15 protein-coding genes are annotated in these 17,418 nt (G+C 68.6%); 9 read left to right on the top strand and 6 right to left on the bottom strand.

All coding sequences use genetic code 11. The features are described 5' to 3' along the window. Nucleotides 1-213 precede the first annotated feature (213 nt). The 4 genes from HWX00_RS14965 to HWX00_RS14980 all read right to left on the bottom strand — a co-directional run bounded on the left by HWX00_RS14965 (nt 214) and on the right by HWX00_RS14980 (nt 5,492). Complete coding sequence (locus HWX00_RS14965; protein WP_175026746.1) at nt 214-2,088, bottom strand: sigma-70 family RNA polymerase sigma factor; 1,875 nt, start codon at nt 2,086-2,088, stop codon at nt 214-216. Then, nucleotides 2,072-2,386: a high-potential iron-sulfur protein gene (locus tag HWX00_RS14970; RefSeq protein ID WP_049033830.1), complete on the bottom strand. Its 315-nt coding sequence runs from the start codon at nt 2,384-2,386 to the stop codon at nt 2,072-2,074. The genes HWX00_RS14965 and HWX00_RS14970 overlap by 17 nt, the downstream gene beginning before the upstream one ends. A gap of 98 nt (nt 2,387-2,484) precedes the next feature. Further along, entirely contained in the window at nt 2,485-3,690 is a 1,206-nt protein-coding gene (locus tag HWX00_RS14975) for a c-type cytochrome (RefSeq protein ID WP_034186046.1), read from the bottom strand. Nucleotides 3,691-3,770: 80 nt separating this feature from the next. Then, nucleotides 3,771-5,492, bottom strand: coding sequence for a methanol/ethanol family PQQ-dependent dehydrogenase (locus HWX00_RS14980; protein WP_034186047.1), 1,722 nt, complete (start codon nt 5,490-5,492; stop codon nt 3,771-3,773). Nucleotides 5,493-5,924: 432 nt separating this feature from the next. On the opposite strand from HWX00_RS14980, the gene HWX00_RS14985 reads away from it, so the two are divergent. After that, nucleotides 5,925-8,255, top strand: coding sequence for a TonB-dependent receptor (locus HWX00_RS14985; RefSeq protein WP_175026747.1), 2,331 nt, complete (start codon nt 5,925-5,927; stop codon nt 8,253-8,255). Nucleotides 8,256-8,314: 59 nt separating this feature from the next. On the opposite strand, the gene HWX00_RS14990 is transcribed toward HWX00_RS14985, so the two are convergent. Next, nucleotides 8,315-9,304, bottom strand: coding sequence for an alpha/beta fold hydrolase (locus tag HWX00_RS14990; protein ID WP_175026748.1), 990 nt, complete (start codon nt 9,302-9,304; stop codon nt 8,315-8,317). Between the two features lie 317 nt (nt 9,305-9,621). On the opposite strand from HWX00_RS14990, the gene HWX00_RS14995 reads away from it, so the two are divergent. The 7 genes from HWX00_RS14995 to HWX00_RS15025 all read left to right on the top strand — a co-directional run bounded on the left by HWX00_RS14995 (nt 9,622) and on the right by HWX00_RS15025 (nt 16,078). Continuing rightward, nucleotides 9,622-11,652: a sigma-54-dependent Fis family transcriptional regulator gene (locus HWX00_RS14995; protein ID WP_049035952.1), complete on the top strand. Its 2,031-nt coding sequence runs from the start codon at nt 9,622-9,624 to the stop codon at nt 11,650-11,652. Between the two features lie 314 nt (nt 11,653-11,966). Beyond that, nucleotides 11,967-12,041 carry a pyrroloquinoline quinone precursor peptide PqqA gene (pqqA, locus tag HWX00_RS15000; RefSeq protein ID WP_006485436.1) on the top strand — a complete coding sequence of 25 codons (75 nt, stop codon included), beginning with the start codon at nt 11,967-11,969 and terminating at the stop codon, nt 12,039-12,041. A gap of 61 nt (nt 12,042-12,102) precedes the next feature. Next, complete coding sequence (gene pqqB, locus HWX00_RS15005; protein WP_049035953.1) at nt 12,103-13,026, top strand: pyrroloquinoline quinone biosynthesis protein PqqB; 924 nt, start codon at nt 12,103-12,105, stop codon at nt 13,024-13,026. A gap of 2 nt (nt 13,027-13,028) precedes the next feature. Further along, the gene (gene pqqC / locus HWX00_RS15010; RefSeq protein WP_034186052.1) at nt 13,029-13,748 is read left to right on the top strand and encodes a pyrroloquinoline-quinone synthase PqqC; all 720 of its coding nucleotides are present in this window, start codon (nt 13,029-13,031) and stop codon (nt 13,746-13,748) included. Beyond that, a complete protein-coding gene (pqqD, locus tag HWX00_RS15015; RefSeq protein ID WP_049035955.1) occupies nt 13,745-14,026 on the top strand; it encodes a pyrroloquinoline quinone biosynthesis peptide chaperone PqqD in 282 nt (93 codons plus the stop codon). The genes pqqC and pqqD overlap by 4 nt, the downstream gene beginning before the upstream one ends. Before the next feature lies 1 nt (nt 14,027). Then, nucleotides 14,028-15,167: a pyrroloquinoline quinone biosynthesis protein PqqE gene (pqqE, locus tag HWX00_RS15020; RefSeq protein ID WP_124669600.1), complete on the top strand. Its 1,140-nt coding sequence runs from the start codon at nt 14,028-14,030 to the stop codon at nt 15,165-15,167. Nucleotides 15,168-15,379: 212 nt separating this feature from the next. Beyond that, nucleotides 15,380-16,078, top strand: a complete 699-nt coding sequence (locus HWX00_RS15025; RefSeq protein ID WP_175026749.1) for an energy transducer TonB — start codon at nt 15,380-15,382, stop codon at nt 16,076-16,078. 18 nt (nt 16,079-16,096) lie between these two features. Here the strand turns inward: HWX00_RS15025 and HWX00_RS15030 are convergent, their stop codons facing one another. After that, a complete protein-coding gene (locus HWX00_RS15030; RefSeq protein WP_006493567.1) occupies nt 16,097-16,435 on the bottom strand; it encodes a helix-turn-helix domain-containing protein in 339 nt (112 codons plus the stop codon). A gap of 78 nt (nt 16,436-16,513) precedes the next feature. Between HWX00_RS15030 and HWX00_RS15035 the strand changes: the two genes are divergently transcribed. Further along, nucleotides 16,514-17,413 carry a hypothetical protein gene (locus HWX00_RS15035; RefSeq protein ID WP_034186055.1) on the top strand — a complete coding sequence of 300 codons (900 nt, stop codon included), beginning with the start codon at nt 16,514-16,516 and terminating at the stop codon, nt 17,411-17,413. Nucleotides 17,414-17,418: the final 5 nt, after the last annotated feature.

The raw sequence follows: 17,418 nt of genomic DNA on the forward strand, positions 1-17,418 counted from the left end.
TCGGGAAAATGCAACATGCATGCCAGGCGCGCGACCGGTGCGTGCAGGCGGGGAAAGCCGCGACAGCCGGGCGCGTGGCGAACCACCTGGTCGACCCAGTGACATCGCGGACGGTAACGCGACACGAGGAAGCGTTCAGAAATGCAGCAGATCGTGTTGCAGTCCTGATCAGTTTTCGTGCGAGCGGAATGATGGTCGCCCGGCGCGGCCGCGTCAGGCGATCAGCGAGCGCAGCGCCGGTGCGTGCCGGAATTGCCGGATGCGTTCGAGCGCGGATACCTCGAGCTGACGGACGCGTTCGGCCGACAGGTTCAGTTGCCGGCCGATCTCGCGCAGCGAATACTCGCTTTCGACATCGATGCCGTACCTCAGGCGAAGAATCCACGCTTCGCGTACCGGGAGGCAGTCGATCAGCGCGGCAACCGCGGTGCGCAACTGGCCGGCGCTCGCCGCTTCTTCCGGCGTCGGCGCATCCGCGTCGATCGTGACGTCGCCCAGCGTGAGGTCGTGATCGGGCGAAACCGGCAGGTCGGCGGAGATCGGTTCCCGCACGATGCTCATCAGTTCGCGCACCTTGTCGACGGGCAGCCGCATCTGCGTGGCGAGCGACCGTGCGTCCGCGACGTCGCCGGTCCGCTGCCGGTGCAGTCGTGCGAGCCGCGACAGCTTGTTGAGCGAATCGACCGTATGCGTGGGCACGCGTATCGTGCGTCCGAGCTCGGCGAGCGCGTGCGTGATCGCCTGGCGGATCCACCACGTCGCATACGTCGAGAATTTGAAGCCGCGCCGATGATCGTAGCGATCGACTGCCTTCATCAGGCCGATATTGCCTTCCTGGATCAGATCGGAGAAGGGCAGGCCGCGATCGGCATAGCGTTTGGCGACCGAGACGACGAGCCGCAGATTGCTCTGGAACAGCTTCGTTCTCGCGGGTTGCATCGCACGCTCGATACGCGAAAGCCTCCCATCGAGCGCGATCGCGATGTCGAGCGGCAGCGTCGACTGGGCAGCCAGGCGAGCGAGCGCGCTGCGCGCTTCGAGCAGCGCCGGCGCATGACGGGCGAGGGCGGCCGCGCAGCCGGGATGCGCGGTGCTGCATGCGTGTAGCCATGCGCGTACGTCGTCGCATCGCGTGAACAAATCGTGGCGCGCGGATTCGATCCGTATGCCCGAGGCGGCCAGCGTATCGGCGAGCCGTTTTTCGACCGTGCGCGCCTGAGTCGCGCGCGCGCCGTTCGCTTGCGCGATACGTTCGATCGCGCGCGAGGTGAAGCGAATTCTGCCGGTCGATGCGGCTGCGTCGCGCAGCAGTGCCCGGTAAGCGGCCGACGCGAAACCGTTCGCATGCAACGCGTGCTGCATCGCCGATGCCGGCGCAGCGGCGCGCTCGAGCGCGTCGACGATCGTATCGCGCCACGCCGGGCTGTCGAGGGCAAGACCGGCGCCGTCGTCGGAAACCGGCGATGCCACGGTCGGATCGCCCGGCAACATCGTCGGCGCACGCGCTGACGGCTCGGCATCGCCGACGAACCCCGTCACGTAAACCGACGCCGCCACCTTGCCGGCGCGGATGTCGTCCGCGATCGCCGCGATGACGGCGAGCGCCGCCGGATCGCGGCTCAAGGCGCCGATGCATGCCGCGCGGCCGTTTTCCAGGCGAAGCGCGAGCGCGATTTCTTCGTCGCGTTCGAGCAGCGGCGTCGCGCTCAATTCCCGCAGATAGAGGCGGATCGGGTCGTTGGTCCGGCCCGCGGGCAGGTCGTCGGCCGCGAGCGGCGTCGATGCGTCGGCGAGCGGTGCCGCGACTTCCGACACCCGCGCGAAATGGCGGTCGAGCGTCCATGCGGTACGCGCGTCCGCATGCTCGCGCACGTCGATGCCGAGCTCGCGCAGAATCGACGCGGCTGCATCGAAATCCGGACCGTCGGCCGCGTCGCCGGGCGACGCATCGGCGATTTCGCCGCGTGTCACGTATCCGCGGTCGATGCCCAGCGCGATCAGCGCATGCAGACGGACCGCATATTCGGCGTCCGTGCCGCGACGCGGCGCGCCGTCGCGCCCGGGCCCGGTGTCACGCGAGCTTTGCATAGACGTTGCACCAGCCTTCGGCGGCAACCGCCTTGCCCGCGAACATCGGGCACGTACCGAAGGATTCGCCCGCGGCAGCCTTGTAGAAGCGGCAGTTCGAACACGTCTGGCCGGCCTGGTACTTCGGGAACTTGCCTGCGTCGACGGTCGTCGCCTTTGCGCGGTAGCCGAGCGTCTTCGCTGCCGCGTCGTTTTCGTCGACGGGCGGTGCGGCGGCGAATGCGCGCGTGCCGGCCGCGAGCGCGGCGCACAGGCCGGCAGCCTGAACGAAGAAGGTCCGGCGATGGCGGGAGATCATGATGTCGTCCTGAATGAAATGAAGGAAAAAAGTCCGGCCCGCGCGCCGGGCGTGCATCCCGGCGCGACGGTCGATCGAAGCGAAGGTGGGCGGGGAGCTTACTTGCGCGGCCCGGCGATGAGCGGCGCCTTCGAGGCGTTGGCGATATCGGCGGTCAGCTTGCTCTTCGACGTGTCGTAGCCGTTCGAGTAAAGCAGGAACGCCATCAGGTCCTCGTATTCCTCCGCGGTCAGCTTGCCGGGGCGATCGGCCGGCATGTTGCTCGACATGTACAGGAAGATGCCGCCGACGGTGATGTGCGACTTGCCCTCGGGAGCGAACGCCTCCCCGCTCAGCGCGGGCGCGGTATTGCCCTCTAGCTGGTCGCCGTGGCATTTCGCGCACGCATCGGCGTACAGCTTCTTGCCGTGCTGCACCTGCGTCTGGTCGAACGACGGGACGCCGCTGCCTTCGCCCGTCGACACCTTGATGAAACCGCTCCTTGCCGGCCGCTGCGCGGACGCGAGCGCGCCGTCGAGAAACCGGCCGGGCGCGGTCGTGGCAGCGGCTTGCGCGATGTCGTCGGGAAGCGTCCAGCCGCGCGTGAGCGATGCGAGACGACCGTTACCGCTCATCTGCGACAGCGCGGCGTCGATGCGCTTCTGCAGCGCGTCCTTGCCCGGCCCGAAGGCGAACGACAGTTGCCAGTCGGAGTATGGCGACGACGTCGCCGCAACCTGGAACCGTTGTTTCGGATGCGCGCGCGCATAGGCGACGACGCTCGGATACCAGACGATCGCGCGCTGCGCGCGGCCGGCGGCGAGCGCGCCGATCGTTTGCTCGCTCGTGTTCTCGAGGTCGAAGCGGGCGTTCGCCTGCTGCGCGGCGATCAGCTGCGACGGGCTGCCGTACGTGGCCGCGATCGTTTCCTTCGTGCCGGCCGGTGCGTGCGCATCGCGCAGCGACACGCTGACGTAGCCGGAGCGCAGATAGCCCTGCGAGAACGTCATTTTCGATCCCGACGCATCGGCGATCGCCGAACGCGGGAAGCCGGCGATCACGTCGCAGTCGCGTTCGAGCGACTTCGTCAGCTCGCTGGCGGAGATGCCGTCGTCGTCGCCATTGTCGTCGACGCCGCGTTTGTTGAAGGTCGCGGCGATGCCCGCGGTGCGGAACACTTCGCGCGCAACGGCGCGGTCGAGCGCCGTGGTCGGACTGCCGGGCAGCGTGCAGACGCGCACGCCGGCCGACGCGGCTGCCGGTGTCAGCGCCACGCCCACGGCGAGCAGACTGGCGACGGTAACGGAGGTGAGACGAGTATTCATGGTCGTGTGTCCGGTTGAGGCGGGTGGGGCGTCGCGCCCGCATCGGGCGCATGCGGGCGCGACTCGGGGCTGGCGCGCGTTCAGTCGAGCGCGAACACGTAGAGCGTGCCGCCGCGCGGAACGTCCTTCGCGATGTCGGCCATCGGGCCGCCCCAGATCGGGTTCGCGCCGCCGTAGCCGGCGAGCACGGCGACATACTCCTTGCCGTCGACCTCGTACACCGACGGTTGCGAAATGATGCCGCTCGCCAGTTGCGGGCTTTCCCACAGCACCTTGCCGGTCGCCGTGTCGAACGCGTACAGGTGGCCGTCGAGCGAGCCGCTGAACGCGAGGCCGCTCGCCGTGGTCGCGACGCCGCCGTTCCACGGCTTCTTCGACCAGTGGCTCCACAGCTTCTTGCCGGTGTTCACATCGATGGCCGTCAGTTCGCCGTAGCCTTCGCTGCCCGGTTCGGGCTTGATCTCGAAGCCTTCGCCGAGATACGGCAGGCCTTCCATGTAGCTGACCGACTTGCCGGTCAGGCTCATGCACGCGTGCAGTGCCGGCACGACCGCGATGTTGCGTTCCTGGTCGTACGAGATCGACCACCAGTTCTTGCCGCCGAGGAAGCTCGGGCACGTTTCGATCGTCGTGCCGGCCTTCGGGAACTTCGATGCGTCCTGGATCGGTTTGCCGTCGGCCGTGTAGCCGGTGACCGACAACGCCTTCACGAACGGCGTCGCGTAGATCAGCTTGCCGGTCGTGCGGTCGATCGCGTGGAAGAAGCCGTTGCGGTCCGCGTGGATGATCGCGTCGTAGTCCTTGCCCTTGTACTTGATGTCCGCGAGGACGGCCGCATTCACGCCGTCGTAGTCCCACGTGTCGTTGTTCGTGTACTGGTAGTGCCACTTCAGGTTGCCGTTCTTCGCGTCGAGCGCGAGCAGCGAGTCGGAATACAGGTTGTCGCCGGGGCGCAGCGCGGCGAGCCACGGGCCGGGGTTGCCGACCCCCCAGTACAGCGTGCGGGACGCGGCGTCGTACGTGCCGGTGAGCCACGCGGCGCCGCCGCCGTGGCTTTGCATGCCGTCGGGCCAGGTTTCCGCGCCCTTTTCGCCGGCGGCGGGAATCGTGTAGCGCTTCCAGACCTGCGAGCCGTCCTCCGGGTTCAGCGCGGCGATGTAGCCGCGAATGCCGTATTCGCCGCCGGACGTGCCGACGACGATCGCGCCGTCGATCGCGAGCGGCGCGAGCGAGAACGCGTAGCCGAGGCCCGGCTCGAACATCTGCTTCTTCCACACGAGATTGCCGGTCTGCGCGTCGAGCGCCGCGATTTCACCGCTCAGCATCGCGATGTAGACGTTCTTGCCGTACAGCGCGACGCCGCGGTTGACGACGTCGCAGCACGCGGTCTTGAACGAGGCCGCGCCGAGCTTCGGCTCGTATTTCCACAGCTGGCGGCCCGTTTTCGCGTCGAACGCGTAGACGTTGTCCTTCGGCGTCGTCACGAACAGATAGTTGCCGTTGACGATTGGCGTGGCTTCGAAACCCTGCTTCAGGTCGGCGGGGAACTTGTACGCCCAGACCTGCTTGAGATCCTTCGCGTTCGACGTGTCGATCTGCTTGAGCGGCGAATGCGAGCGGCCGTCGTAGGTGCGGTAGTAGGTCAGCCAGCCGGGGTCGCCGTGTGCATCGGTCAGGCGCTGGTAGGTCACGGCCGGGTAGTCCGCGGCCGCTTCGACGAGGCCGGGGTTCAGTGCGATGGCGGCGGCCACCGCGACTACGGTCGTCGCCAGCCGGCTCGCTGAAGCCGAGAGTTTCTTCATGGTTGTCTCCTGAGTCATTGTGGTCGCACCGCCGCGAACGATTCGTCGCGCCGGCACGGTTGGGGTGTCCGGGCCGAGTGCACTGCCCTTTACGCAAGTCGCATGCCATCGCGGCGGGATGCCGGTGCGGCGCGGTGCACCGGCGGATCGCGGGTGATGTGCCGATCGGCGAGACGCGCCATGACGTCGACGCAGGTGTTGCATTCAGGTACACCGTCGCGCGCGAAGTGTTGCCAAACATGACAGGTGGCGCAGTCCGCGGTGCAGCGGGCCGCCGGTTGCACGCATGCCGTTCCGCAGCGATGCGCGGCGCGGCACGCTGCGCTCGTCCGCGCTGCGCTGGCACGGTTCTCGCACGCCCGCTTCGCGACAACTCGTCGCCGCACGGTGCATCGCCCGCGCCGGCGGAATAGGAATGCGGAGACAACGTAAATGATCAGGAGACCAAAGGCCGCCGGGTGTGACGGCGCGACACGACGTGGCCGGCGTGCGCGATGCGTCGGCACGACCCTCGGCGCGCTCGCGCTGTTCGGCTTGCCGCCCGGCGGCGTGCGCGCGCAGCAGCAGCCGGACGCCGCCGCGATCGTGCCGCCCGCGCCGGCCGTCATGCTGCCTGCGGTGGTGGTGGTCGGCACCACGCCGCTGCTCGGGATCGGCACGCCGCTGTCGAAGGTGCCGGCGAACGTGCAGACGGTGCGCGCGGCGGAACTCGAGATCCAGCACCGCGCGACGCTCGCCGATTTCTTCGCCGCGAACCTGCAGAGCGTGACGATCTCGGATGCGCAGGGCAATCCGTATCAGACGGACGTCAACTATCGCGGCTTCACCGCGTCGCCGCTCCTCGGCACGCCGCAGGGATTGTCGGTGTTTGTCGACGGCGTGCGCATGAACGAGCCGTTCGGCGACGTCGTGAACTGGGACATCCTGCCGGTGCAGGCGATCGACCGCGTGCAGCTGATTCCGGGCTCCAACCCGGTGTACGGGCTCAACACGCTCGGCGGCGCGCTCGCGATCACGACGAAGAACGGCAAATCGAGCCCGGGAGGCGAGGCGGAGGTGTCGGGCGGCGCGTGGGGCCGCAAGACCGCGAGCATCGAGCAGGGCGGCACGATCGGCCCGAACCTCGACTACTATGCGACCGCGAACCTCGCGAACGACAGCGGCTGGGCGGACCATAACGCGAGCCGCGTGCGGCAGGCGTTCGGCAAGCTGCGCTATACCGATGCGGACACGACGCTGTCGATCGCCGCAGGCGGCGCGGACAACACGCTGTCCGGCACCCAGACGATCCCGCGCTCGTTCGTCGACAACCCGAAGCAGGCGTATACGTATCCGGACCGGAACCACAACAGCGCCGGCTACCTGACGCTGTCGGGCGATCGCTTTTTCGGCGAGAACGTCGAGCTGAGCGGCAACGCATACTACCGGCACCTGCGCAACGCGAACACGAGCAGCAACAACAATACGGATTATGGTTCGGTGAACGACGACGGAACGGTCGACACGGTGCAGGGCAGCAACGCGCAATCGACGATCGTCACCGACAGCTACGGCGGCAGCGTGCAGCTCACGCTGCTCGGCAAGCTCGGCGGAATGGCGAACCGGCTGGTCGCGGGCGTCTCGGCCGATGTCGCGAACTCGAGCTACGTCGCGTCGTCGCAGGACGCATCGTTCACCGATGCGCGCGAGGCGATCGGCATCGGCGATTTCGTCCGGCAGACCAGCGCGAAGACGCGCAACGCGAGCGTCGGTGCATACCTGAGCGATGCGCTGTCGCTGACGCCGCACTGGACGCTCACGCTGTCGGGCCGCTACGACTGGTCGAAAGCGCGAATCGGCGACGAGAGCGGCGTGCAGCCGCTGCTCGACGGCAACCATGTATTCTCGCGCTTCAACCCGGCGGTCGGGCTCAACTGGAATCCGGTCGCGGGATTCACCGCGTATGCAACCTACAACGAGGGCATGCGGTCGCCGACCGCGATCGAGCTCGCGTGCGCGGACCCGTCCGCGCCGTGTTCGCTGCCCAACGACTTCATCGCCGACCCGGCGCTCAAGCCCGTGATTTCGAAGACGTTCGAAGCCGGCGTGCGCGGCCGCGTCGGCGCGGCGACGACCTGGAGCGCCGCGGCCTATCGCACGACACTGAGCGACGACATTCAGTTCATCAGCAGCCCGGCCAGCGCGCAGGGCTATTTCCGCAACGTCGGCGATACGCGGCGGCAGGGGATCGAGCTCGCCGGCCGCACGCGGTTCGGCCCGCTCGGTGTCGGGCTGTCGTACAGCCATGTCGAGGCGACCTACCGGTCTTCGTGGACCGAACACAGCCCGGCGAATTCGGCGGCCGACGCGAACGGCAACGTGACGGTCAAGCCGCGCGACCGCATCCCCGGCATTCCCGCGCATACGGTGAAGCTGCGGCTCGACTACGCGGCGACGTCCGCGTGGGACATCGGTACGAACGTAACGTGGCGCAGCGGCGTGTATGCGCGCGGCGACGAGAACAACGAGGACGTCAACGGCCGGATCGCAGGTTACGTGCTGGTCGATCTCGACATGCGTTACCGGATCACGAAGCGGTTCGAGGTGTTCGCGAGCGTGACGAACCTGTTCGACAGGCGCTACGCGAGCTTCGGCGCACTGGGCCAGAATTTCTTCAACGGGCCGAACCACACCTTCGACGGCGCGAATCCGGTGAACGAGCAGTTCGTCGGGCCCGGCGCACCGCGCGGCGCATGGGTCGGCGTGCGCTACGCGTGGGATTGAGCGCGGCGCGTTCGCTCGTGTCGTCGCGCGGCGTCATGCCGCGAGCGGGCGCGGGGCCGTCAGGTCAACGGCACCGTCGCGAACATCGCATGCGCGGCGCGTGCGACGCTGCGCGCCAGTGCCGGGTCGCTGGCCAGATGCCCGGCCCGCACGCGTTCGATTTTCGCCTCGGGTACGGCCCGCGCGAGGCGCTCGACGTTGCGGACCGGGCAAACGGGATCGTGTATCCCGTGCGCGGCGAACAGCGGCACCTGGGCCTGGGCGGCGCGTCGCGCGAGCGCGAGCACGCGGCGCTCGCCGAGCCAGCAATCGCGTTGCAGGTAGTGCGCCTGGATCCGGTATTTGTCGATCAGCCGCCCGACGGTCTCGTTCGACCGGATCGTGCGGACGGGCGAGCGGCGCGTGCGCGCCGATGCGAGGAGGGCGTTTTCATAGGCGTGCCACGCGAGCGCCACCGCGCGCTGTCGGGCTGCGCTTGCGCCGCGGCGCAGCCGCTGCGCGCAGCGCGCCAGCAGGCGTTCCGGCTGGCCGCCGCCGGCTGCCGCATGCAGGCGGCGCCATTCGCGCGGGGCACGTGTGCGGGACGTCACGAAGAGGCCGCGGACTTCGCGTCGCGACGTCAGGAACAGGCCGCGCAGCACGACCCCGGTCACCCGCTCCGGATGCGTGCCCGCATACGCGAGCGCGAGCGCGGCGCCCCACGATCCGCCGACGACGCCCCAGCGTGCAATGCCGAGCTGCGCGCGTACCGCCTCGAGATCCGCGATCAGCCGCGCGGTGTGGTTGTGACGCGTGCCGCCGCGCGGCCCCGACGCGCCCGCGCCGCGCTGGTCGACGAGCACCACGCGCATGCGCGCGAGGTCGAACAGCCGCAGGATGCCGGCCTGGCTGCCGCTGCCGGGCCCGCCGTGCAGCACGACGACCGGGTGGCCCTGCGGGGCGCCGGCCACGGCGAACGCGATCGATTGCGCGTCGCGATGCAGGCGCCGGCGAACGGGCATGGCCGGCGAGGCGGGCGATGGCGTGGAGCGAAGCGGGCGGCGTGTCATGTCGATGGGGTTCGCGCGGAATAGGAACGGTAACCGTCGGCGGCCGGGCAGTCGCCAGGCCTGCCCTGCGACCAAGCGAGAAGCGAGCCAGCGGCGCGCCGGCCGCGAAGATCCGGATTCGCACGGGTAGTCACGCGGCGGGAAATCACGGTATCACGCAGGCAGGCCGTCGCGCGACGCGACACGCCCGGCCGTGCCCGGACGACTGATTACATTGTCCTTTCATGAGGTTGAGCGGCGTCGGCGTGGCCCGATGCTTGCTTGCAATGACGGCAAAGAGTCCGGCAGTTGACCGGAAGGATCCCCCGGAGGAGACAATGCGCGATGACGTAGAGCAGGCGGCCGGGTCACGGGCCGTGCATCCCGCTGGCTGGCCCGCGCCGTCGATCCAGAAGGCCCATGAGCGCTCGGAGACATTCGGCCTGCAGGTATCGGCGCGGCCCGATTACGACGTGCTGTCGACCTCGGCGCTGGTGCTCAAGCGCGAGCAGAGCCGGGTGCTGTGCGTGCACGCGATGCCGGTGATGGAGACGCTGCACGAACAGATCGTCAATACGCAGAGCATGATCGTGCTCACCGATGCGGAGGGGCTGATCCTGCACTCGATCGGCGACGACGATTTCCTGCGCCGCGCGGAAAAGGTCGCGCTGCGCCCGGGCGCGAACTGGGCGGAGAACCGGCAGGGCACCAACGCGATCGGCACGGCACTGGCCGAGCTGTGCCCGATGGTCGTCCACGGCGACCAGCACTTCCTGGCCGCGAACCGCTTCCTGACCTGTTCGAGCGTGCCGATTCTCGATCCGTACGGGGATGCGATCGGCGTGCTCGACGTGACGGGCGATCACCGCAGCTATCACCAGCACACGATGGCGCTCGCGAAGATGTCGGTGCAGATGATCGAGAATCACCTGTTTACGACGACGTTTCAGGAAACGCTGCAGGTATCGTTCCATGGCCGCCCCGAGTTCCTCGGCACGCTGATGGAGGGGATCGTCGCGTTTACCGCCGACGGGCGCTTCCTGTCGGCCAATCGCAGCGCGCAGTTCCAGCTCGGCATGCCGCTCGCCGTGCTGCGCGCGCACACGCTGTCGTCGCTGTTCGACGTCACCAGCGCGCAGTTGATCGACCGCATGCGCGCGAGCACCGACCGGCACCTGATGCTCAATCTCGGCAACGGCGCGGTGGTCTGCGCGCGCGTGCACTTTCGCCGCGCGACGCTCGCCGAAGGCAGCCGGCCGACGGACGTTCACGATGCGGGGGCGCCGGCCGCGCGCGCGAACGCGGTGCCCGCGCCGGCGGCGGGCACGTCGGCCGGCCTGTCGCGGCTCAACTATCTCGACACCGGCGATGCGCAGGTCGCCAGCGTGATCGCGAAAGTGCGCAAGGTGATCGGCAAGGACATTCCGATCCTGATCACCGGCGAGACCGGCACCGGCAAGGAACTGCTCGCGCAGGCGATCCACAACGACTCGCCGCGCCGCGACGCGCCGTTCGTCGCGGTCAATTGCGCGTCGATTCCGGAGACGCTGATCGAGTCCGAGCTGTTTGGCTACGAGGAGGGGGCGTTCACCGGCGCGCGCCGCAAGGGGGCGATCGGCAAGCTGCTGCAGGCGAACGGCGGCACGCTGTTTCTCGACGAGATCGGCGACATGCCGTATCCGCTGCAGGTGCGGCTGCTGCGCGTGCTGCAGGAGCGCCTCGTCAACCCGCTCGGCTCGACGAAGACGATCGCCGTGGATATCGCGATCATCTGCGCGACGCACCGCGACTTGCGCGACATGATCGCGCAGAACCGTTTCCGCGAGGATCTCTACTACCGGTTGAACGGCCTTGTGGTGCGCCTGCCGCCGTTGCGCGACCGCACGGATCTCGCGGTCGTCGTGCAGAAGATGCTGCAGCGCGAAGCGTTCGCGGGCCCGGGGCGTCCGCCCTTGTCCGTCGCGCCGGACGTGATGGCGCTGTTCGTGCGCTGCACGTGGCCTGGCAACTTCCGCCAGCTCGGCAACCTGCTGCGTACGGCGGCGGCCATGGTCGACGACGACGGCGAAATCCGCCGCGAGCACCTGCCGGACGACTTCTTCGACGACCTGCGGCGTGGCGATGCGCAGGCCGTGCAGGCCGCGCCCGATTCGTCCGCCGCGGCGGGCGCCGGGCCCTGTATCGCGGATGCGTTGCCGGCCGCCGACGCGCGGCTGCAGGACGTCGCCGCGTCCGCGATCGCCGCCGCGCTCGCCCGTCACGGCGGCAACGTGTCCGCCGCGGCGCGCGCGCTCGGCGTCTCGCGCAACACGATCTACCGGAAGATGCCGGCAGCCGACGCGGGGCGCCCGCCGTCGGACGAAAGCTGACGCGCAGCCGTCGCGCCGGGCGCGGCCTGTCACAGCCGGTGTGTCAAGTTGCAACACCGGTGTTCAACGATTCAACACCTGTCACCACTCGCGGACATCGCGCCGCCGGGGTGGCGGCCCGCATTCGCACGAATCGTGTCGGCCATTCGTAAGGATTGCGCCCCGATGGCCGGACGAGGGCCGTCTGCCGCCGCCGCACCGCCGAAATACGGCTTCGGCACGCTCCTTGCTGAAGAGTAACCGACCGCGCGATTGCCGCGGTCGTTCGACTCATCCGGCAACGCATCAATCCTCAACTCGACAGGAGACACACCATGCAGTGGACGACACCGTCTTACACCGACCTGCGCTTCGGCTTCGAAATCACGATGTACATCGCCAACCGCTGATCGCCGCGCGTGCCGCCCGCTTCGCCGTGGTCGGCGCGGGCGGTCTCGGGAGCTGACGCCCATGAAGATCAAGATACTCGGCTCGGGAGCCGGCGGCGGCCTGCCGCAATGGAACTGCAATTGTGCGAACTGCCGCCGTGCGCGCAGCGGAAGCGGCCACGTGCTGTCGCGCACGCAGTCGTCGATCGCGGTCAGCGACGACGGCATCGACTGGGTTCTGGTCAACGCGTCGCCCGACATTCTTTCCCAGTTGCGCGCGGCGCCGGACCTGCAACCGGCGCGCGCGATCCGCGACAGCGGCATCGCCGCCGTCGTGCTGTGCGACGCGCAGATCGATCACGTGACGGGCCTGCTGATGCTGCGCGAGCGCTCGACGCCGCTGCCGCTCTACGCGAGCGCGCCGGTACTCGACGACCTGTCGACCGGCTTGCCGCTCGTGCCGCTGCTCGGCCATTACTGCGGCGTTGCCGCGCACACGATCGTGCCCGGCGAGCCGTTTGCGGTGCCGGCGGCGAGCGGGATCCGTTTCACCGCGATTGCCGTCGACAGCAAGCCGCCGCCTTATTCGCCGCGGCGCGCGTCGGCCGCGCCCGGCGACAACATCGCGCTGTCGATCGAAGACGTCGCGAGCGGGCGGCGCGCCTTCTATGCGCCGGGACTCGCGTCGGTCACCGACGACGTACGCGCGGCAATGGACGGCGCCGATCTCGTGCTGGTGGACGGCACCTTCTGGACCGGGACCGAGATGATCGATCTCGGCCTGTCGGGCAAGCACGCGTCCGACATGGGACATCTCGCGCAGTGCGCGGAACACGGGCGGCCCGGCATGATCGACTGGCTCGACAGGTTGCCCGCGCGAACGCGCAAGGTGCTCACGCACATCAACAACACGAACCCGATTCTCGATCCGCATTCCGTCGAACACGCGCACCTGCGCGCGCATGGCATCGATGTCGCGCACGACGGCATGCAATTCCAGGTCTGACGATGAACGCACCGATCCCCGCTACGGCGTTGCACGCGACGCCCTGGACCGCGACCGAATTCGAGGCGCGCCTGCGTGCGCTCGAATCGCGCTATCACATCCATCATCCGTTCAACCGGCGGCTCAACGGCGGCGCCTGTTCGCCCACGCAGATTCGCGGCTGGGTCGCGAACCGCTTCTACTACCAGATCTGCATCCCGCTCAAGGATGCGGCGATCCTGTCGAACTGCCCGGATCGCGAGACGCGGCGCCGCTGGATCCAGCGGCTGATCGACCACGACGGGCAGGGCGACAACGCAGGCGGCATCGAGGCGTGGGTGCGTCTCGGCGAGGCATGCGGTCTCGAGCGAGACGAACTGTGGTCGCTCGAACACGTGCTGCCCGGCGTGCGTTTCGCGGTGGATGCGTACGTAAACTTCGCGCGGCGCGCGCCATGGCAGGAGGCGGTGTGCTCGTCGCTGACCGAGATGTTCGCGCCGCAGATCCATCTCGACCGGCTCGCGGGCTGGCCGTCGCATTACCCGTGGATCGAGCCGGCCGGGCTGCATTACTTCCGCAGTCGCGTGCCGCTCGCGCAGCGCGACGTCGAGCACGGGCTCGCGGTCACGCTCGCGCATTTCACGACACCGGAAGCGCAGCAGCGCGCGCTCGGCATTCTGCAATTCAAGCTCGACATCCTGTGGTCGATGCTCGACGCCGTCGAAAAGGCCTACCCGTTATGAATGCGATCGAAGCCGCCAGCGGCGTGCCGCTGCGCCCCTGCCTCAGGGGCATGTACCGCCTGCAATGGGAGGCGGCCCAGGAGGCGTACGTGCTGCTCTATCCGGAGGGCATGGTCAAGCTGAACCCGAGTGCGGGCGAGATCCTCGCGCGCTGCGACGGCACGCGCGAACTGGACGACATCATCGGCGAGCTCGAGCGCCTGTTCATGCAATCGGATCTCGCGACCGACGTCTACCGTTTCCTCGATCATGCGCGACTGCGCGGCTGGCTCGACTGACATGACGTCCGACACTTCCCGTCCGTCCGCGCCGCTGTGGCTGCTCGCGGAACTCACGTACCGCTGTCCGCTGCACTGCGCGTTCTGCTACAACCCGGTCGACTTCGCGACGCACGGCGCGGAACTCGACACCGACACGTGGCGCACGGTCATCAGCGATGCGCGCGCGCTCGGCGCCGCGCAAATCGGGTTCTCGGGCGGCGAGCCGCTGCAGCGCGGCGACCTCGAGACGCTCGTCGCGCATGCGCGCGGGCTCGGCTTCTATACGAACCTGATCACGTCGGGCATCGGGCTGAACGTCGCGCGCATCGAGCGGCTCAAGGCCGCCGGGCTCGACCACATCCAGTTGTCGCTGCAGGATTCGACGCGCGAGCTGAACGATTTCCTGACCAGCACGCGCACGTTCGAACTGAAGCGCGACGTGGCGCGGCTGATCAAGGCGCACGGTTACCCGATGGTGCTCAACTGCGTGCTGCATCGCTACAACCTGCCGCACGTGGGACAGATCATCGAGATGGCGCTCGACCTCGGCGCCGATTACCTGGAGCTCGCGAACACGCAGTACTACGGCTGGGCGATGCTCAATCGCGACCAGTTGATGCCGACCGTCGAGCAGGTGCGCGAGGCCGAGGATACGGTCAACCGCTATCGCAAGCTGATCGGAGAGCGCTGCAAGATCCTGTTCGTCGTGCCCGACTATTTCGAGCGCCGCCCGAAGGCCTGCATGAACGGCTGGGGTTCGGTGTTTCTCGGCGTCGCGCCGGACGGCACCGCGCTGCCGTGCCATGCCGCGCGGTCGCTGCCGGGGCTCGCGTTGCCGAACGTGCGTGACCGGTCACTGCGGGAAATCTGGTACGACAGCGACGCGTTCAACGCGTTTCGAGGCGACGACTGGATGCGCGAAACGTGTCGCACGTGCGACGAGCGGCATGCGGATCACGGCGGTTGCCGGTGTCAGGCATACCTGCTGACGGGTGATCCGAACGAGGCCGATCCGGTGTGCGAGAAGTCCGCCCATCACGGCCAGGTCGAACAGGCCGTGCAGTTCGCGCGACGTCGCGCGCCGCGCGACGAACGACCGCTGGTGTTTCGCAGCAAGGAGAATTCGCTCGCGCAAGGCGGCGCGGCGTGCGACGGCTGACGGGGCGCGGTCAGGACGAGCGCGGGTGAGGCAGTGCGACGCAATGGATGTCTGAACGATCGATACGCAGTCCTCCGGATATATCTGGCGCAATTTCGCGCGCAACGAAGGCTGAACGCGGGACGGAGTGCGTGATGCGTGCGGCTGATGCGGGTATTCGAAGGATGAACGGGGCGCGCGGCGCCCTCCACGATCGCGTCGACCCTGGCGGCGTGCGTATCGCGTTGGCGATCGCCGCGACCTGTGTGCTGCATGTGGGCGTATTGATCCTGCTCGCCCGCGAACCGGCCGTGCGCGGCGTGACCGTGCAACGCCGGGTGATGGTGGCGACGCTGATTGCGCCGGCACCGGCAGTGCCGACGGCGGCGGCTGCCGCGGCGAATTCGAGGGCTGCGTCGCACGCGATGCATCGCACGGTGTCCGCGCCTCGCTCGCCGATGAGCAGCAAGCTGCCGACGATCCAACCCGCCGCACCGGATCGAACCCGGCCGCCGGCACGCGATGCGGCGGCGCCGTCGCCGCCCGTGCCGTCCGCGACGGCAAGCGAGCGAAGCGTCACGCCGCACGACGACGCGCGTCCCGACACCAGGCAGGCACGATCCGAATCGCAGACCTTACCGGCGCCCGCGACGCCGCGCTTCGTCGCGCATCCCGACTGTGCGCTGGCCACCCCCGGCTACCCGCCGCAGTCGTTGCGTACGGGCGAGCACGGCACCGTACTCGTCGAACTGGTAACCGATGCGGCCGGCCGGGTGGTCGCTGCGCGTGTCGTGACCGGCAGCGGTTTTCCGCGCCTCGATGCGGCGGCGCGCGACGCGGTGCTGGAGAGCCGCTGCGCTGCGCAGGTCGAGAACGGCACGCCGCTGCCGATGCGGGCGCGCGTGCCGATCACGTTCACTCTCGATGAATGACCGGGCACTCTGGCGACATCACCCGTCATCCGCCTTCGCCTGCAAATCCTTCAGCCCCTGGATCACGACCAGCAGCGCGCGCCCGTGCTCGTCCGACCCGTCCCACGCGTCGACGATCGCGTCGCGCAGCAGGTCGTTGTAGCGCCGGCGCGACGGCTCCGTATCGACGCCATAGAAACTGCATAGCTTGTTGAATGGCGCGCTGCGGCGCAGCCGCCGTCCGTTCGACAGCCGCAGGCGCGACACGGTCGGCTGGCTGACCCCGGAAAGTCGCGCTATTTCGCTGGACGAGCGTGTGTCTGCCAGCAGGCGGCGCAACAGGTCTTGAACGGGAAAATCTTGGTCCGGGGCTTCCATGCGATGCATTATACCTATACAGTTACGGCTGTTGAATGGGCTTGCTGTCACCAGCGAGGCTGTATCCCGAGAAAGTTGATGACACTGAAACACCTCCCTCCCACGTTCTGCTGGACCAAGATCGGTACCGAGTCCGGCGAGGAACTGCCGACCGTCGTGCTCCGCAAGGAATGGGAGCGCCGGCTCGGGGGCGGGCGTTTTCTGTGGGGCATCAACCAGCCGCTCGGCAGCAGCGCGCAAGTCGCCGCGCATCGCACGGGCTCGTTGCTCGCGTTGTTTTCGCCGGTCGCGTCGCGCCCGCGCGCGGGCGAGCGCAAGGACGCGCTGCTGTGGAATGCATGGGTCGACGCAAGCGGGCAGGTGCGGCCGTTGCCGCCGCATACGTTCATCGCCAGCCGCTCGACGTTGCCGTCGGGCCGTCGCCGCGAACAGCACTACGCACTCGTGTGTGCGTCGTCCACCGCGCTGACGGTCGGCACGCAGTTGCGCGTGTTTCCCGATCATCTGCGCAGCGTGAGCACCGGCAAGCCGCTCGGCGCCGCACAGGGTGCGGCCGTGGTCGATTGCGTCGGGCGGGCGAGGGAGCAGACGGGCAAGAGTTATCCGCTCGCGTTGTCGGTCGAGCTCGAAGCGCCGTATTTCGTGCGGCTCGCGCAGCCGTGCGTGCTGAAGGCGCGCGATCTCGCGGAAGTGAACAAGGCCACGCGCGCGGGCGATTTCGATCGCTTCGTCGAGCTCGTCGCGCGCCTGCGCGGCCGTTCGCCGACGGACGCCGTGCGCGGCGTCACGCGCGATCTGTTCGACGTGCCGCCGATCGAAACGGCGGCCGCGTATGTTGCGCCCGCCCATGTGGCGCGTATGCGCAACCGGCCGGCCGTCGAGCATCCGCGCGATCTCACCGGCGATCTGTTCGACCTGTCGCCGGGCGACGCGGCTGCGTTTGCAGGGCTTGCGCATCCGCGTATCGGGCGCGCGTGACGCCA

The sequence above is a fragment of the Burkholderia seminalis DSM 23518 genome, from assembly GCF_902832885.1.
GTDB lineage: Bacteria > Pseudomonadota > Gammaproteobacteria > Burkholderiales > Burkholderiaceae > Burkholderia > Burkholderia seminalis.

Coding starts and splice junctions, on each gene's coding strand:
- pqqE (WP_124669600.1), top strand. CDS start 14,028: ATGACGTCCGACACTTCCCGTCCGTCCGCGCCGCTGTGGCTGCTCGCG.
- HWX00_RS14965 (WP_175026746.1), bottom strand. CDS start 2,088: ATGCAAAGCTCGCGTGACACCGGGCCCGGGCGCGACGGCGCGCCGCGT.
- HWX00_RS14975 (WP_034186046.1), bottom strand. CDS start 3,690: ATGAATACTCGTCTCACCTCCGTTACCGTCGCCAGTCTGCTCGCCGTG.
- HWX00_RS14970 (WP_049033830.1), bottom strand. CDS start 2,386: ATGATCTCCCGCCATCGCCGGACCTTCTTCGTTCAGGCTGCCGGCCTG.
- HWX00_RS14985 (WP_175026747.1), top strand. CDS start 5,925: ATGATCAGGAGACCAAAGGCCGCCGGGTGTGACGGCGCGACACGACGT.
- HWX00_RS15030 (WP_006493567.1), bottom strand. CDS start 16,435: ATGGAAGCCCCGGACCAAGATTTTCCCGTTCAAGACCTGTTGCGCCGC.
- HWX00_RS15035 (WP_034186055.1), top strand. CDS start 16,514: ATGACACTGAAACACCTCCCTCCCACGTTCTGCTGGACCAAGATCGGT.
- pqqD (WP_049035955.1), top strand. CDS start 13,745: ATGAATGCGATCGAAGCCGCCAGCGGCGTGCCGCTGCGCCCCTGCCTC.
- pqqC (WP_034186052.1), top strand. CDS start 13,029: ATGAACGCACCGATCCCCGCTACGGCGTTGCACGCGACGCCCTGGACC.
- HWX00_RS14980 (WP_034186047.1), bottom strand. CDS start 5,492: ATGAAGAAACTCTCGGCTTCAGCGAGCCGGCTGGCGACGACCGTAGTC.
- HWX00_RS14990 (WP_175026748.1), bottom strand. CDS start 9,304: ATGACACGCCGCCCGCTTCGCTCCACGCCATCGCCCGCCTCGCCGGCC.
- pqqB (WP_049035953.1), top strand. CDS start 12,103: ATGAAGATCAAGATACTCGGCTCGGGAGCCGGCGGCGGCCTGCCGCAA.
- HWX00_RS14995 (WP_049035952.1), top strand. CDS start 9,622: ATGCGCGATGACGTAGAGCAGGCGGCCGGGTCACGGGCCGTGCATCCC.